Source organism: Nesterenkonia aethiopica, assembly GCF_039534665.1.
In the GTDB taxonomy this organism is placed as follows: domain Bacteria; phylum Actinomycetota; class Actinomycetes; order Actinomycetales; family Micrococcaceae; genus Nesterenkonia; species Nesterenkonia aethiopica.
Window position 1 is genome coordinate 1 of sequence record NZ_BAAAVT010000018.1, and the last position, 15,768, is coordinate 15,768.

General features: G+C 69.3%; 13 protein-coding genes. 1 reads left to right on the forward strand and 12 read right to left on the reverse strand.

Translation table 11 applies throughout. The features are described 5' to 3' along the window. Positions 1 to 338: 338 nt before the first annotated feature. The 12 genes from ABD658_RS12825 to ABD658_RS12880 form a co-directional block, all read right to left on the reverse strand. Positions 339 to 542 (reverse strand): hypothetical protein, encoded by a 204-nt coding sequence (locus ABD658_RS12825; protein ID WP_070159649.1) that lies wholly within the window; start codon positions 540 to 542, stop codon positions 339 to 341. A gap of 306 nt (positions 543 to 848) precedes the next feature. Further along, positions 849 to 1,763, reverse strand: coding sequence for a hypothetical protein (locus ABD658_RS12830; protein WP_344681506.1), 915 nt, complete (start codon positions 1,761 to 1,763; stop codon positions 849 to 851). A gap of 63 nt (positions 1,764 to 1,826) precedes the next feature. Then, on the reverse strand, positions 1,827 to 2,663 hold the full coding sequence (locus ABD658_RS12835) for a hypothetical protein (protein ID WP_070159653.1): 837 nt from the start codon (positions 2,661 to 2,663) through the stop codon (positions 1,827 to 1,829). A gap of 124 nt (positions 2,664 to 2,787) precedes the next feature. Further along, positions 2,788 to 4,479 carry an alpha-amylase family protein gene (locus ABD658_RS12840; protein ID WP_344681508.1) on the reverse strand — a complete coding sequence of 564 codons (1,692 nt, stop codon included), beginning with the start codon at positions 4,477 to 4,479 and terminating at the stop codon, positions 2,788 to 2,790. A gap of 35 nt (positions 4,480 to 4,514) precedes the next feature. Next, a complete protein-coding gene (locus ABD658_RS12845) occupies positions 4,515 to 5,504 on the reverse strand; it encodes a TIGR03885 family FMN-dependent LLM class oxidoreductase (RefSeq protein WP_344681510.1) in 990 nt (329 codons plus the stop codon). A gap of 76 nt (positions 5,505 to 5,580) precedes the next feature. After that, on the reverse strand, positions 5,581 to 6,102 hold the full coding sequence (locus ABD658_RS12850; RefSeq protein WP_070159659.1) for a gamma carbonic anhydrase family protein: 522 nt from the start codon (positions 6,100 to 6,102) through the stop codon (positions 5,581 to 5,583). Positions 6,103 to 6,153: 51 nt separating this feature from the next. Continuing rightward, on the reverse strand, positions 6,154 to 7,071 hold the full coding sequence (locus tag ABD658_RS12855; RefSeq protein ID WP_344681512.1) for an NAD(P)-dependent oxidoreductase: 918 nt from the start codon (positions 7,069 to 7,071) through the stop codon (positions 6,154 to 6,156). 183 nt (positions 7,072 to 7,254) lie between these two features. Next, on the reverse strand, positions 7,255 to 9,477 hold the full coding sequence (locus ABD658_RS12860) for an NADP-dependent isocitrate dehydrogenase (RefSeq protein ID WP_344681514.1): 2,223 nt from the start codon (positions 9,475 to 9,477) through the stop codon (positions 7,255 to 7,257). 166 nt (positions 9,478 to 9,643) lie between these two features. Then, positions 9,644 to 10,984, reverse strand: coding sequence for a magnesium transporter (mgtE, locus tag ABD658_RS12865; RefSeq protein WP_070159665.1), 1,341 nt, complete (start codon positions 10,982 to 10,984; stop codon positions 9,644 to 9,646). A gap of 104 nt (positions 10,985 to 11,088) precedes the next feature. Next, on the reverse strand, positions 11,089 to 12,753 hold the full coding sequence (purH, locus tag ABD658_RS12870; protein ID WP_344681631.1) for a bifunctional phosphoribosylaminoimidazolecarboxamide formyltransferase/IMP cyclohydrolase: 1,665 nt from the start codon (positions 12,751 to 12,753) through the stop codon (positions 11,089 to 11,091). Positions 12,754 to 12,901: 148 nt separating this feature from the next. Continuing rightward, positions 12,902 to 13,582: a response regulator gene (locus tag ABD658_RS12875; protein WP_344681518.1), complete on the reverse strand. Its 681-nt coding sequence runs from the start codon at positions 13,580 to 13,582 to the stop codon at positions 12,902 to 12,904. After that, positions 13,579 to 14,817 carry a sensor histidine kinase gene (locus tag ABD658_RS12880; RefSeq protein WP_344681520.1) on the reverse strand — a complete coding sequence of 413 codons (1,239 nt, stop codon included), beginning with the start codon at positions 14,815 to 14,817 and terminating at the stop codon, positions 13,579 to 13,581. Before ABD658_RS12880 ends, ABD658_RS12875 begins: the two co-directional genes overlap by 4 nt. 206 nt (positions 14,818 to 15,023) lie before the next feature. Here ABD658_RS12880 and phoU point away from each other — a divergent pair, with 206 nt between their 5' ends. Further along, on the forward strand, positions 15,024 to 15,683 hold the full coding sequence (gene phoU, locus ABD658_RS12885; protein WP_344681522.1) for a phosphate signaling complex protein PhoU: 660 nt from the start codon (positions 15,024 to 15,026) through the stop codon (positions 15,681 to 15,683). The last annotated feature ends 85 nt before the right edge of the window (positions 15,684 to 15,768 follow it).

Here is a 15,768-nt window from a genome sequence, read left to right on the forward strand (position 1 = left end):
ACCTCCATCATCGGAAGGCCTCGACTTCTATCCATCCACCGCCACGCCGACTCCGGCGCGCGTCCCAGCTTCTACACCCTCAAACGCGAAGAGCCCGAGAAGGCCCTGGAGGGCCCCGGGGTGTGCGCTGGACGTGCGCAGCGACGCGCCGGGATGACCACGCGCACGCCCTCCGGACACAGAACGGCCCCGGCGGTATGCACCGCCGGGGCCGCACTGGATCGGTGGGCTCGGTCCACCATGGGCCGAGCCGCACCGACCATCGTCGTACTGGAGAAGCTCTCCCGCCGGGACCGTGCCCTGCAGGAGACGACCTCAACCGGACGTCGGAGAAGGAATCAGCCCTCCTCTTCCTCCTCGGCCGGGTCCTCAGCCGGGTCCTCGGCCGGGTCCTCCTCCATACCCTCTTCCTCTTCGACCGCCGGGTCCTCTTCGCCGGTGTCCCCGTTGGTGTCACAGGCTGTGACGCCGAACAGTGCCAGGGATCCGACTCCGATGGCGGCAGCCAGGGAGCGAAGCTTGTTGTCGTCGGTGGTAACCATAGGATCAGTACCTCCGTCCAGGTGCATTCTCGATGCATCGCGGGCTTTCCGCTGGTCACCTGATCTGACCGTTCTGCGGCAGTCGCCTGCCTTCGACCAGATGACTCGTGACCATTCTCACCATAGAAGTTCCCTGAAAGAAAGCTCTGCAAAAGCTTTCTCCCGAATCTATGAGGACGCTCCCATGAATCGTCCAGGTTGTCGCCCGGATCACGCTGAATCTGGACGTAACCTGAACGTCCACTCGGTGGTCGGTTCACTCGAGCAACAGCTCCGCTGAACCGGGGCGCCGGGTCGACGCACCGATCAGCTGAGGATGTCCTCCATATCGTCGACGGTCAGGATGTCCTCGTCAGCGGGCCGCTCCGGCTCGGCAGCCTCGTCCCAGTCGCTGAACCGGACGTCGAAGACGTCGCCGTCATTGTCCGCGTAGACCGACAGCAGCACCGGGTCATCCCCGGCCCGGACCACGATCTCCCGGCGGTCATCGGTGTAGATCCACACGTCCTCGCCGTCGCGGGTGTCCGCCTCCGCCTCGAGCTCGCCGAATCCTCCGGCCTCCTCGAGGCTGCCGCGGAAGTCGGCCATCCACTCGTCCACCGTGAAGCCCTCGGGGAAGATCTGCGAGTAGTCCACCCACTTGCCCTCGAACTCACCGGCCAGCTCGTCCTCATCGATCTCACCCGGGAACTGTCGCGCCACGGCGGCCAGCTCGTCCTCGCCGCGCAGATAGGTGCCGTCGTCGAAGGAGATGTACTCGGCCGAGGCGCCGCCTGCCTCCTCCCGGAGGGTCAGCGCCGAGCCGTCCATCTGCCCCGAGTAGTGCTGGACGATGGTGTCCGCACCCTCTTCGGCGTCGATGTCGGCCTCGACCTCCTCGGCGCCGGCGGGCACCTCGGCGTCGAGCACCACGGACTCGGCCTCCTCCATGGCACGCCACAGGTCGGCTTCGATCTCCTCGATGGCCGGAGCGTCTCCCGCCTCAGCCTCCGTCTCGTCCTCGGGCTCCTCGTCGGCCCCGTCCTCGGCGATCTCGTCCGGCTCGTCGCCCTGGTCCTCGGCGCCGTCCGGATCCACATCCTCCTGACCGGCGTCCTGCTCGCCGGCGTCCTCCTCGGCCTCGCCGGCCCCACAGCCGGTGAGGGCCAGCAGGGCGATCCCCACGATCCCCAGCATCCTCACCGTGGTCGGGACCGCAGCGGTCTCCATCTCCTCAGTCACGTCGTGCCTCCTTCAGGCGGTGCATGATTCCTCCGTTCCGCCGCGCGTCGCCGCGCGACCCCATCACTGGTCCGAGACGTCCTCCTCGGTGGGCCACCCCTGATGGTCGGCGATGGCATCGAAGATGTCGTCCAGGGTGATGACGTTCTCAGGCTCCTCGGGAATGTCCGCGGAGTTCCAGTCGGTGAAGGTGTACGTGCTGTCCTCATCCCGCAGCTCCAGGAGGTGCGGCTGTCCGTCCGCGGCCACCACGTACTCGGTCTCTCCGTCCTGCTGCGCGTAGACGTAGACCTCCTGCCCGTCTCGGGTCTCCCGGACTCCCGAGATCGCATCCGTGTCCTCCTCGCGCAGCTCGCGCTGCCAGATGCCCAGGAAGTCCTCGGCGGAGAAGATGGAGGCCGAGCCGTCGGCGGAGAACTCCACCCACTGGTCGGCGACCAGGTCCTCGATGAACTCCGGCTCCACCGCGGCGGCGACGTCGTCGTCCAGGTTGCCGTACAGCAGGGCGCCGAAGTCCTCCCCGCGGAAGTACTCGACACCACCGACCGCACGCTGGGTGAAGGTGTTGCCCTCCCCGGCCGCGTAGCTCATCTCCGAATCCGTCCCGTCCAGGGCACCTGTGATGGTGATGTCGCCGACCGCGTCCTCGTCGATCTGCTCGAACAGCTCGTCCAGATCGGCCTCCCCGGCTTCGACCTGCCCCTCGATGGTGACGGTCTCAGCGGCGAGCATCGTCTCCCACATCTCGTCCTGGATCTCGCCGAGGCTGGGAACTTCGGCCTCAGCGACGGTGCCGTCGTCGGAGTCCTCGGGGGCGTCGTCCGCGAAGGGGTTCGACGCGCAGGAGGTGAGCAGCAGGGTCCCGGCGATCGCCAGGGACGTCACGGCGGTGGGCTTCATCGTCAGGTGCCTCTCAGCAACGGATCACAGGGTGCTGTCGGACCACCGACGCCTCGCGGCAGAGTGGTCCGAAGCGTGACTATACCCACGGAACCTGGTCCGTGCCTCCACATGACCTGGGGCCTCAGACGAGCCGCGGGTCCTCCTGCCTCCTGACACGCAGCCAGCGGTGCCCATAGCCCTCCAGGTCGAGCTCGGAGCGACGGCCGGCATCCAGCCGGCAGGCCCCGGGCTGCAGCAGATCCACCAGCTCCGTGCCCTCCGACAGGTCCTCGAGCTCGAAGCCGACGACCACCGGCTCCGGGCTCAGATTGTGCAGCAGGACCATGGAGGAGCCCCGCCAGACCATCCGGTGGGCCAGCACCTGCTGGTGCGGCTGCTCGATGATCTCCACCGTGCCCCAGCCCAGCTCCGGTGACTCCCGGTAGCGCTGGCAGAGCCGCGTGATGTGCTGCAGCAGCGAGCCGGCGTCCCGGCGGGCATCGGCCGCATTGACATGCTCCGGGCCATAGGGGCCCTCCACCACCGGCCGCGGCAGCCGGCTGGGACGAGCCGCGGAGAAGCCGCCGTTCTTCTCTGCGGACCACTGCATAGGGGTGCGCACCGCGGCCCGCCCCTCCAGGGAGAGTTCCTCCCCCATGCCGATCTCCTCACCGTAGAACAGCACCGGAGTGCCGGGCAGGGCGAACAGCAGCGAGTACGCCATCTTCAGGCGCCGGGGGTCTCCGTCCACCATGGGCGGGAGTCTCCTGCGCAGTCCGCGGCCGAAGAGCTGCATCTCCTCCGCAGGGCCGAACGCGGCGAAGATCTCCTCCCGCTCGTCCGTGTCGAGCAGGTCGAGGGTGAGCTCGTCATGGTTGCGCAGGAAGGTCGCATACTGGCAGGTCTCCGGTAGGCCGGTGGGGCGGCTGCGCAGCGCCTCCGCGATCGGCCGGGCGTCCTGCCGCGCCATGGCCAGGAACACCTTCTGGTTGGTGAGGAAGTCGAACTGCATGGTCAGCTGGTCGCCGCCGTCGCCGCCGAAGAACTCCACCTGTTCCTCATGCGGGAGGTTGACCTCACCGAGCATGATGCCCGCGCCGTTGCCGGAGGAACGTCGTTGCAGGAAGCCGCGCAGAGCCCGCAGATAGTCATGCGGCTCATCGAAGGCATGGTGCTGCTGCAGGTCGATGGTGTTCTCGTTCAGCGCGAAGGGCACGGCGTCCACCCGAAAGCCGTCGACGCCCATCTGCAGCCAGAACCCCATGGTCCGCTCGATCGCCTCCCGCACCTGCGGATTGGCGGTGTTCAGATCCGGCTGATGACGGAAGAAGTGATGCAGGTAGTGCTCGCCGGTCTTCTCGTCACGGGTCCAGATCCCGTCCTCCACATCGGGGAACATGGTCTGATCGGAGGTGTCCGGAGGGGTGTCCGCGCGCCATACGTAGAAGTCCCGGTACGGGCTGTCCTTCGAGGACCGGGCCCGTCGGAACCACGGGTGCCGGTCCGAGGTGTGGTTGATGACCAGGTCGATGATCACCCGGATGCCGCGGTCATGGGCCACCCGGATGAACTCGACGACGTCGCCGTGGTCGCCGTAGCGCGGATCCACCCCGTACATGTCCTGCACGTCGTAGCCGCCATCGCGCCGCGGAGACGGGTAGAAGGGCATGAGCCACAGGCAGGTCACCCCCAGCTCGGCCAGGTAGTCCACCCGCTGAGTGAGCCCGGCGAAGTCCCCGACGCCGTCTCCGTCCGCGTCCAGAAAGGTCTCCACATCCAGGCAGTAGACCACGGCGTTCTTGTACCAGAGGTCGGCGGTGTCGGCGATACGCATGCTGGGGTCCTCCTTCGGCGGCGGCCGGTGCTGACTCAGCCGGACCGGAGCCCGGGGAGCACGTGCTCTCCGGCGGTGTCGAGCCATGGGCGCTGATCCTGGCCCACGTGGTGCAGGTACAGGGTGTCGAAGCCGGCCTCCATGTCCTCGACCAGGTGCTCCAGGTGCCACTGCGGGGACTCCGAGATACGCACCGCCTCCCGGACCCTCGCCAGCGGAACATCCTCGGCGACGGCGTCGAAATGCTCCGGGGAGGGCAGGTCCTGATCCACCGGGGGCCCGAAGACGTTGGTCCGCCATTGGTCATGGGCCAGAGCCTCCGCCTCGGCTCTGGTCTCCGCCCAGCTGAGGTGGACCTGCAGCATCGCCGGGCCGACGCCGCCGGCCTCCCGATAGGCCTGCAGCACGTCCCGTTCGGCGTGGTCGGGCTGGTTCAGCGTGATCACGCCCTCCGCCCACTCGGCGGCCCGCTGCGCAGACTCCACCGTGATGCAGGCCGCGTAGAGCGGCACGGGGTCGGCGGGCAGGTCGTAGAGGACGGCGTCGTCCACGCGGACCAGGCCGTCGTGGCTGACCCGCTCCCCCCGATGCAGACGACGGATGATGTCGGCGCATTCGGCCAGTCGGCGCCGTCGGGTCTCCCGGTCAGGCCAGGGGTCCCCGGTGATATGTTCGTTCATCGCCTGGCCGGCGCCCAGGGCCGCCCAGACCCGGCCGGGGAACATCTCCGCCAAGGTGGCGTAGGCCTGCGCGACGACGGCCGGATGATGGCGCTGTCCGGGTGCCGTGACCGCGCCCAGGGAGAAGCTGGTGGTGACCAGCGCCGCCCCCAGCCACGCCAGCGTGAAGCCTGAATGCCCCTGTCGGGTGGACCAGGGCATGAAGTGGTCCGAGCTCATGGCCGCGTCGAACCCCACCTGCTCGGCCAGCTGCACGTCGCGCAGCAGCTGGGACGGAGGGATCTGCTCCTGCGAGGCGTGGAACCCCACGCGCGGGTGAGGCAGGCCAGCGGTCTCCTCTGCCATGCGCCCTCCTGGTCACCTGTCACGACTCGGTGCGCAGTCTGCCACGAGCCGCGGCATGCGCGCACGGCCCGGCGGCTCAGGCCGGTTCGGCGTGGATGTGGGCGTCCTTCAGCTCCAGGTAGGTCTGCGCGTTCTCCCTCAGCCCGGCGACCTCATCCTCGGTGAGCTCGCGCCGCACCTTCGCGGGCACGCCGGCCACCAAAGACCGGGGCGGAATGACGGTGCCCTCCAGCACCAGGGCGCCCGCCGCCACCAGGCTCTGTTCGCCCACCATGGAGCCGTTGAGCAGGGTCGCTCCCATGCCGATGAGACTGTCGGCCCCGACCGTCGCTCCGTGCACGACGGCGCCGTGGCCGACGGAGACGCCTGCCCCCAGCGTGCAGGGGTACCCCTCGTCCGCGTGGAGCACCACATTGTCCTGCAGGTTCGTCCCGGCACCGACGGTGATGCGTGCCGAGTCGCCCCGAGCCGAGACGCCGTAGAACGCCGAGGAGTCCGGCTCCAGGACGACGTCGCCGGTGATCGCGGCTGTGGGTGCCAGGAACACCCCGGCACCGATGCTGGGGGTCTTGCCTCTGACGGTCAGGATGTGTGCCATGCTCCGGTCCTCCTTGATCGGATCCTGCGGTCCAGCGGGGCCTCTCCCCGCTCAGTACCCGGCGGTGGTGTCGACGACGCCGACCGGCGGCTCGCCGTCGCGCAGGCGACGGTGGTTCTCCAGCACGCGGTCCCGCAGCCGCGGAACCACCATGGCCTTGGTGTCCGCGGTGTGCGGCGTGATCAGACAGGTCTCCAGCTCCCACAGCGGGTGGCCGTCAGGCAGCGGTTCCGGCTCGGTGACGTCGAGCCCGGCTCCTCGCAGCCGTCCGGCACGCAGCGCGTCCACCAGGGCGTCATGGTCGATCAGTCGACCGCGCCCCACGTTGGCGACCACCGCGCCGTCGGCCAGCAGACCGAGCTGGCGGGCCCCGATCATGTTCTCCGTGTCCGGGGTGACGGCGGCGGCGAGGGCCAGGACGTCAGCACCGTCGAGCACTTCGTCCAACTGGTCCTGGGAGACGGTCCGATCTGCGCCCTGCAGCGGCTCCTGGGTGCGCCGGACCACCGTGACATGCGTGTCGAAGGCCTTGTAGAGGCGCACCATCTCGGCGGCCACGCCTCCGGCCCCGACCACGACGCAGCGCAGTCCGTTCAGCGAGATCCCGCCCTCGGTGCCCCAGCTGGTGGCCCGGGCCCGGACCTTGAGTCCGCGCAGGGCCGCCAGGGTCAGCAGCAGCCCGTGCTCGCCGACGGGCTTGGCGTAGGAGCCCTTGGCGGAGGTCCAGAGCCGGTCCGGGAACCGACGCAGGATCTCGCCGTACTTCTCGATGCCGGCGCTGGGCAGCTGGATCCAGGAGATCTGCGGGTTGGCCTCGAGGACCTCCGCCAGGTTGAAGCTGCGGAACATGCCGGTGACCACCACCGCCGTCGGCTGCTCGTCGGCGCCGACGATCTCGGCTCCCTGGGCCTGGAGGCCGGCGACGAGCTCCGGCTCGCCGTCGGGCATGAGGTGGATGCGTGAGGTCACGAGGTCTCCGTCCGCGTCTCGAACTTGTCGGCCCCCGATCATGCCTGAGCATGTCCGGGCGCGTCTGGGGTGGTCCGGCTCACCATCCTACGAGGTCAAGGCCACCGACGTCGGAACACGTGACGGGCCCGGGCTCCCTGTTCAGGGAGCCCGGGCCCGTCACGTCTCAGCCGAGGGCGGCAGTCAGCCCTTCAGACCGTCCACGATCGTGTTGAGCGTGGCCGAGGGGCGCATGGCCGCGGCCGCCTTGGCGTCGTCGGGCCGGTAGTAGCCGTCCAGCTCCACGGACTGGCCCTGCACGCCGTTGAGCTCCGCGAGGATGGTCTCCTCCTGGGAGACCAGCTGCTCGGCCACGGGACCGAAGATCTCCGCCAGCTCGGCGTCCTCGGTCTGGGCGGCCAGCTCCTGGGCCCAGTACTGGGCCAGATAGAAGTGCGAGCCGCGGTTGTCGATCGTCCCCAGCTTCCGGCCCGGGGAGCGGTTCTCCATCAGGAACGTCGCGGTGGCGCGGTCCAGCGCGGAGGCCAGCACCTTCGCCTTGGGGGCATCGGCCTGCTCGGCGTACTTCTCCAGCGAGGGCACCAGCGCGAAGAACTCTCCCAGGGAGTCCCACCGCAGGTAGTCCTCCTGGACCAGCTGCTGGACGTGCTTCGGAGCGGATCCGCCGGCCCCGGTCTCGAACAGGCCGCCGCCGGCCATCAGCGGCACGATGGAGAGCATCTTCGCCGAGGTTCCCAGCTCCAGGATCGGGAAGAGGTCGGTCAGGTAGTCGCGCAGCACGTTGCCGGTCACCGAGATGGTGTCCTCGCCGCGGCGGATGCGCTCCATGGAGAGCTTCGTGGCCTCCACAGGGTTGAGGATCCGGATGTCCAGGCCCTCGGTGTCGTGGTCGTCCAGGTAGGCCTCCACCTTCGTGATGAGGTTGGCGTCGTGGGCACGCTCCGCGTCCAGCCAGAAGACGGCGGGCGCGCCGGACTCGCGGGCCCGGGTCACGGCCAGCTTGACCCAGTCCTGGATCGGGGCGTCCTTGGTCTGGCAGGCGCGCCAGACGTCTCCGGCGGCCACCTGGTGCTCCATGAGCACCGCACCGGCGGCGTCGAGCACCTGCACGGTGCCCGGCTGGGAGATCTCGAAGGTCTTGTCGTGGGAGCCGTACTCCTCGGCCTTCTGCGCCATCAGGCCGACGTTGGGCACCGTACCCATCGTGGCCGGGTCCAGAGTCCCATGGGCGCGGCAGTCCTCGATGACGGCCTGGTAGACACCCGCGTAGGAGGAGTCCGGGATGACGGCGAGAGTGTCGTCCTGCTCGTTGGAGGGGCCCCACATGTGGCCGCCGTTGCGGATCATCGCCGGCATGGAGGCGTCGACGATCACGTCGGAGGGTACGTGGAGGTTCGTGATGCCGCGGTCAGAGTCGACCATGGCCAGCCGCGGTCCCTCAGAGAGGCCCTTCTCGATCTCGGCCTTGACACCCTCCGCGACGTCGGCGTCGAGGTCCTCCACGCCGGAGAGGATCGAGGCCAGCCCGTCGTTGGCCGACAGGCCCGCCTGGGCGAGCTGCTCCCCGTACTGGGCGAACAGCTGCGGGAAGTAGGCCTTGACGATGTGGCCGAAGATGATCGGGTCGGAGACCTTCATCATGGTGGCCTTCAGGTGCGCGGAGAAGAGCACGTCCTCCTCCTTGGCGCGTGCCACCTGGGCGGCCAGGAACTCGTCCAGGGCGGCGGCGCGCATCACGGTGGCGTCCACGACCTCCTCGGCCTGCACCGGCAGAGCGTCCTTCAGCACCACGGTCTCGCCGGAGTCGGTGACCAGCTGGATCGTCAGCGTGTCCTCGGAAGCCAGGACCACCGACTGCTCATTGGAGGCGAAGTCGTCGGCACCCATCGTGGCCACGTTGGTCTTCGACTCGGAGGTCCACTCGCCCATCCGGTGCGGGTTGGCCCGGACGTAGGCCTTCACGGACTCGGGAGCACGGCGGTCCGAGTTGCCCTCACGCAGCACCGGGTTCACGGCCGAGCCCTTGACCCGGTCGTACCGGGCGCGGATGTCCTTCTCCTCCTCGGTGGAGGGGGACTCCGGGTAGTCGGGCAGGGCGTAGCCCTGGGACTGCAGCTCGGCGATCGCGGCCTTCAGCTGCGGCACCGAGGCGGAGATGTTCGGCAGCTTGATGATGTTCGCCTCGGGGGTCTTGGCCAGCTCGCCCAGCTCGGCCAGGGCGTCCGCCTCACGCTGCTCCTCGGTGAGGTGGTCCGGGAACTGGGAGATGATGCGACCGGCCAGCGAGATGTCTCGGGTCTCCACCTCCACGCCTGCGGTCGAGGCGAAGGCCTCAACGATCGGTTTGAACGAGTAGGTCGCCAGCATCGGCGCTTCGTCGGTGTGGGTGTAGATGATCTTGGCCATCGGCGCGTGATCTCCCTCGAGGTCTGGGGTCAGGGAACAGGCTGGAGCGTCGCCCCGGCCTGTTTTCGGTCAGTCGACGATCCAAATCTACCGGAGTGCGGGCTTGAGCCCGTGCTCCGTTTCGTCGCCTGCGGCGACGCGCTCATCTCCCGGGTCATGTCCCGGGTCATATACCGAGCACGGCGCGGGCGATGAGGAAGTAGACGATCAGTCCGGTCGCGTCCACGAAGGTGGAGATGAACGGATTGGCGAACACGGCGGGATCCGCACCCAGCTTCTTGCCCAGGATCGGCATGAGTCCGCCGGCCGAGGCCGCCAGGGTGCAGATGGCCAACAGCGTGAGCCCGATCACCGCCCCCACATGCCATTCCCACCGCCAGCTGACCAGCAGGAACCCGAGGACCCCCAACACGGAGCCCAGCGTGATGCCGACCCTGATCTCCCGCCAGAACACCTTGAACACGTCCCGGGTGGTGACATCGCCCAGCGCCATGGCGCGCGTGACGGTGGTGGCCGCCTGATTGCCGGTGTTGCCTCCGGTGCCGATCAGCAGCGGAACGAACAGCGCCAGCACGACGACGGCCTCCAGCGTCTCCTCGAAGACGTCGAGGACCTGCACTGTCAGCGTGGCCCCGATCGCCAGGACCAGCAGCCATACGATGCGCGAGCGCATGATCGTCAGCACCGGTGTCGACAGGTACGGCCGGTGCAGCGGCTCGGCACCGCCGTGACGGGCGGCGTCCTCCGACTCGGCGCGCTCGAGGATGTCCAGGGCGTCATCGACGGTGAAGATCCCCACGACCCGGTGCTCGGAGTCGGTGACCGGCATCGCCAGGTGCTTGCGGTCCGCACACAGACGGGCCGCGTCCTCGGCGTCATGGTCCGCATCCACCGAGTCCGCCTCCGTGGTCAGGGAGGAGATGCTCACGTCAGCGTCCGCGGCGACCAGGTCCCGCAGCGAGACCACCCCCTTGAGCAGCCGCTGCCGGTCCACCACCGGCAACGTGTAGAGGGTCTCTGCCTCATCCCCGGCCCGGCGAATCTTCTCCATCGCCTGCCCCACCGACCAGTGCTCCGGGATCGCCACGAATTCGGGGCTCATCTGGCGGCCGATCGTGCCGGAGGGGTAGCCCAGCACGATGTTGGTCAGGCTCCGCTCGCGCGGGTCCAGATGCCGCATCATCTTGCGCGCCACCGAGGCCGGCATCTCGTCCATCAGACGCACACGGTCGTCGGGGTCGAGTGAGTCGAAGTACAGCGCGACGTCGACGTCCTTCAGGCCCTCGATGATCTCGTGCTGCAGCGCCTGGTCGAGCAGGTCGAAGACCTCCACCGCCCGGTCCTTGGGGAGCAGGCGGAAGGCCACGGCCCGGTCCTGCACGCCGAGGCGCTCCAGGAAGTCGACGATCTCGCCGACCGGAAGGTCGTCCAGCGCCTCGCGCAGATCTCGCAGCCGCTCATGGCGGACCAGGTCTGCGAGCTCATCCAGTCTCTCTGACACTGACATCACCCCTTCCGAGGGTGTTGGCACCGATGAGTGGTCATCGCCGGCGGGATCCGCCGGCCGGTGCCGAGCGGGCCCGCACGCTGAGGGGCTCGCGGCCCCTCAGGTCAGTGGAAGAAATGTCGCGCGCCGGTGAGGTACATCGTCAGGCCCGCCTCTTCGGCGGCGTCGACGACCTCCTGGTCCCGCTGCGAGCCGCCCGGCTGCACGACGGCGCGCACCCCGGCGGCGATCAGGCTCTGCAGCCCGTCCGCGAACGGGAAGAACGCATCCGAGGCGGCCACCGAGCCGCGGGCGCGGTCCACGCCGTCACCTGCGAGCGTGTTGGCCCGCTGCACCGCCAGACGGCACGAGTCCAGGCGGTTGACCTGGCCCATCCCGATGCCGACCGTCGCGCCCTCACGGGCCAGGAGGATCGCGTTGGACTTCACCGAACGCACCGCGCGCCAGGCGAACTCGAGGTCCGCCAGCGTGGACTCGTCGGCGGCCGCACCGGAGGCCAGCTTCCAGGAGCCGGCGGCATCGCCGTCGGCGTCCAGGGCATCCGAGGCCTGCAGGAGCATCCCCCCGGAGATCTGCTTGTACTCCACCCGGTCCCGCCGGTGGCCCTCCGGGAGCCGCAGCAGCCGGATGTTCTTCTTCCGGGTGAGGATCTCCAGAGCCTCCGGCTCGAAGTCCGGGGCGACGACGACCTCGGTGAAGATCTCGGCGACCGTGCCGGCCATCTCGGCGGTGATCGTGCGGTTGGCGGCGATGACCCCGCCGAAGGCCGAGAGCGGGTCGCAGGCGTGGGCCCGACGATGCGCCTCGGCGACCGTCTCCCCCACCGCGACGCCGCACGGGTTGGCGTGCTTGATGATGGCCACCGCCGGGCCCGCGAAGTCGTAGGCGGTGCGGACGGCCGCGTCCGCGTCGACGTAGTTGTTGTAGCTCATGGCCTTGCCGTGGAGCGTCTCCGCCTGGGCCAGGCCAGGGGCGGCGTGCGTCTCCGTGTACAGGGCCGCCGGCTGGTGCGAGTTCTCCCCATAGCGCAGCCCGGTGATCCGCTGGAGGGCCAGCCCGGCGTAGGGCGGGAACTGCAGCGTCTTGTCCTTCCGGGGGAGAGGGGGCGCCGGCACCGAGGCGGCGTCGAAGTCGTCGTCGTACTGCTGGGAGGTCCAGCGGGCCACCGCGGTGTCGTAGGCGGCGGTGTGGGCGAAGGCCAGGGCCGCCAGCCGCTGGCGGGTGGCCAGGGTGAAGCCGCCCTGCTCGGCGGCGGTGATGACCTCCCCGTAGCGCAGCGGATCCACGACGACGGCGACCGAGGCGTGGTTCTTCGCCGCGGCGCGCACCATGGAGGGCCCGCCGATGTCGATCTTCTCGACGATCTCATCCTCCGACGCGCCGGAGGCCACGGTCTCCGCGAACGGATAGAGGTTGACCACCACCAGGTCGAAGGGCCGGATCTCCAGCTCGTCGAGCTGCGCCCGGTGGTCCTCGCGCCGCCGGTCGGCCAGGATGCCTGCGTGGACGCGGGGGTGCAGCGTCTTGACCCGGCCGTCCAGACACTCGGCGAAGCCGGTGACCTCGGAGACCTCGGTGACCGGCACGCCGGCGTCGGCGATGCGCTGGGCGGTGGAGCCGGTGGAGACCAGCTCGACGCCGGCCGCGTGCAGCCCCTGGGCGAGCTCCGTCAGCCCCGTCTTGTCGAAGACGGAGACCAGGGCGCGGCGGATGGGCTGCCGATCCGTGGCGGAGGAGTTCTCCTCAGGGCTGGGACTGGTGTTCTGCACGTTCGACACGCACGCTCCTTACTCTCCGACACGGCTGGAGGGCAGGACCGCTGCGGGTCCCGCCGCTGCGGGGCACGGCGGCCCGGGCGCCCTGGATGAGGGCGCGGCGGACCTCGATCAGTCTAGCGCCCCGGCGCTGGCCTGCGCCTCACTCCTCGAACTTGTAGCCCAGGCCGCGCACCGTGATCAGGTGCTGAGGCCGGGAGGGGTCCGGCTCGATCTTGGCGCGCAACCGCTTCACATGCACGTCGAGGGTCTTGGTGTCCCCGACGTAGTCGGAGCCCCACACTCGGTCGATCAGCTGACCCCGGGTCAGCACACGTCCGGCGTTGCGCAGCAGCATCTCCAGCAGCTCGAACTCCTTCAGCGGCAGGCTCACGCCGTCTCCGCGGACCTCCACCGTGTGCCGCTCCACGTCCATGCGGACGGGCCCGGCCGCGACGGAGGAGGTGTCATCCACCTCGGTGTCCACGTGCCGGCGCAGCACCGCACGCACCCGGGCCAGCAGCTCCCGGGAGGAGTACGGCTTGGTCACGTAGTCGTCGGCGCCGAGCTCCAGGCCCACCACCTTGTCGATCTCCGAGTCCTTGGCGGTGAGCATGATGACCGGCACATTGGAGCGCTGGCGGATCTGCCGGCACACCTCAGTGCCGGGCTGGCCCGGCAGCATCAGGTCCAGCAGGACCAGGTCGGGGCTCTCCTTGTCGAAGAGCTCCACGGCCTGCAGGCCGTCGTCGGCGACCGAGACGTCATACCCCTCCTTCTGCAGGGTGTACGACAGAGCCTCGGAGAACGAGGGCTCGTCTTCGACGATGAGAATCCTGGTCACGCTGTTCCTCCTTCACCGGCGCGAGCGCGGTCGGACTGTTGATGGTCGGTGCGGGGGCCGCCGTCGGCGTCGGCCTCCGGGGCGCCCTCCTCGGGCTCCCCGGGCCCCTGGCCCTCCTCGAGCTCCGGGATCCGCACGGTGAACGTGGACCCCTTGCCCTGCTGGGACCAGAGGGAGACCTCTCCCCCGTGGTTGGTGATGACGTGCTTGACGATGCTCAGGCCCAGGCCGGTGCCCCCGGTCTGACGCGAACGGGCGGCGTCGACACGGTAGAAGCGCTCGAAGATCCGCTCCTGGTCCTCCGGGGCGATGCCGATGCCCTGGTCCGTGATGGTCACCTGCGCGATCCCATCGCGGGAGGACAGCCCGATCCCGATGCGGGTGCCCTCCGGGGAGTAGCGCACGGCGTTGTCGATGAGGTTCCGGAAGGCCATGGTCAGCTGATCATGGTCCCCGTGGACCGAGCGGGTCAGGCTGCCCCCGACCTTGATGGTGATGTCCTTGGCCTCCGCGGGCAGCGTGGAGCGGTCCACCGCCTCCGAGATGACCTCTCCCAGGTCCACGGGGCGCCCCGAGTGGACCACGTTCTTGCCCTGCACGCGGGAGAGCTCGATGATGTCCTGGACCAGTGCCGCCAGGCGGGCCGACTCGCGCTGCAGGCGCTGGGCGAAGTGCCGCACCGCCTCCTCGTCGTCGGCGGCGTCCTCGATGGTCTCGGTCAGCAGCGAGATGGCGCCCACCGGGGTCTTCAGCTCGTGCGAGACGTTGGCGACGAAGTCATGCCGCACCGCCTGGGTGCGGGAGAACTCGGTACGGTCGTCGGCCAGGACCAGGATGTACTCGTCCCCCAGCGGAGCCACACGCAGATGCACCACGATGGAGGACTCCCCCTGCAGCCCGCGCGGCAGCTCATGGTCCTGATCGATGATGACGCCGTCGGCCCGGACCCGCGCGGTGAGGGCGAGCAGCTCCTGGTGCACCACGGTGTGGCCGCGCACCAGGCCGAAGGCGTAGGCGGCCGGATTGGCGCGCACCACGCCGTCGACGGTGTCGACGACGATGTAGGCCAGGCCCAGCGAGGCGAGCACCTCGGTGGCGCCGGCGGGCATGGTCGGCTCGTCCACGTCGATCCCGGCGGCGCGCTGCAGCTCGCTGACCCGGAACGCGTGCATCCCGGCGACGCCCAGGAGCAGGCCGACCAGGCCGGAGACGATGGCGATGAGCAGGGAGTCCACGCCTACAGCTTAGGCATGTGTTCATGCGCTCGTCGCCGCAGGGCCCCGATGCGTCGAGGGGTTCAACGAGCGTTCACCTGGTGGTTGACTGGGGCGCGGGCCCGCGTTCACGTCCGTCGGTGAGCCTGGAGCGTCGGGATGCTCCGGGACGAGCCGGCGCGCCCGCGGCAGGCCGCGGCCCCCTCACGACGAAAGGACCGTCACCCGTGCGCAAGCTCTTTCAGGAAGACCTCCAGAACCTCGGCGAGCAGCTGATCGACATCGCCACCCTGGTCTCCCAGGCGATGCAGAAGGCCTACCGATCCTTCGAGACGGCCGACGTGCAGCTGGCGGAGGAGGTCATCGCCGCGGATCAGCGGATCGACGCGCTGCAGAACGACCTGGACGAGCGTGCCATCGACCTGCTGGCGCTGCAGGGGCCCGTGGCCTCCGATCTGCGCACCATCGTCGGCGCCCTGCGGATGAGCACCTCGCTGGAACGCATGGGGGATCTGGCGCGCCATATCGGGCAGCTGGTCCGCCTGCGCTACCCGGACCACGTCTCTCCGGAGCACCTGAAGCCGGTGTACGCGCGGATGGCCCAGCACGCGCAGGACCTCGCTGAGAAGGTTGTGAGGCTCCTGCAGACCCGGGACCTCGCCCTCGTGGACGAGATCACCGCGGAGAACGAGGCCATCAATGCGCTCCACGCCTCCGTGTTCCGCCTGATCGCCGAGGACGAATGGGATGCCAGCCCCGCCACCACGGCGGACTGCACGCTGGCCAGCCGATACTTCGAGCGCTTCGGGGACCACGGCGTCTCCGTGTCCAAGAAGGTCGCCTACCTGGTCACCGGAGAGTGGGACGTGAAGGCCCACGCCGAATGAGCTGAGTCGGCTCTCCGGCCCGGATGTGACCGCCCGAGCAGGTGAGGAAGACGGCCCCGACGTCATCGAGCGGGAGACCCGACCA

Excerpts from the sequence above, each read along its gene's own strand:
- ABD658_RS12825 (WP_070159649.1), bottom strand. The coding sequence starts at position 542 with ATGGTTACCACCGACGACAACAAGCTTCGCTCCCTGGCTGCCGCCATC.
- ABD658_RS12835 (WP_070159653.1), bottom strand. The coding sequence starts at position 2,663 with ATGAAGCCCACCGCCGTGACGTCCCTGGCGATCGCCGGGACCCTGCTG.
- ABD658_RS12840 (WP_344681508.1), bottom strand. The coding sequence starts at position 4,479 with ATGCGTATCGCCGACACCGCCGACCTCTGGTACAAGAACGCCGTGGTC.
- ABD658_RS12845 (WP_344681510.1), bottom strand. The coding sequence starts at position 5,504 with ATGGCAGAGGAGACCGCTGGCCTGCCTCACCCGCGCGTGGGGTTCCAC.
- ABD658_RS12850 (WP_070159659.1), bottom strand. The coding sequence starts at position 6,102 with ATGGCACACATCCTGACCGTCAGAGGCAAGACCCCCAGCATCGGTGCC.
- ABD658_RS12860 (WP_344681514.1), bottom strand. The coding sequence starts at position 9,477 with ATGGCCAAGATCATCTACACCCACACCGACGAAGCGCCGATGCTGGCG.
- mgtE (WP_070159665.1), bottom strand. The coding sequence starts at position 10,984 with ATGTCAGTGTCAGAGAGACTGGATGAGCTCGCAGACCTGGTCCGCCAT.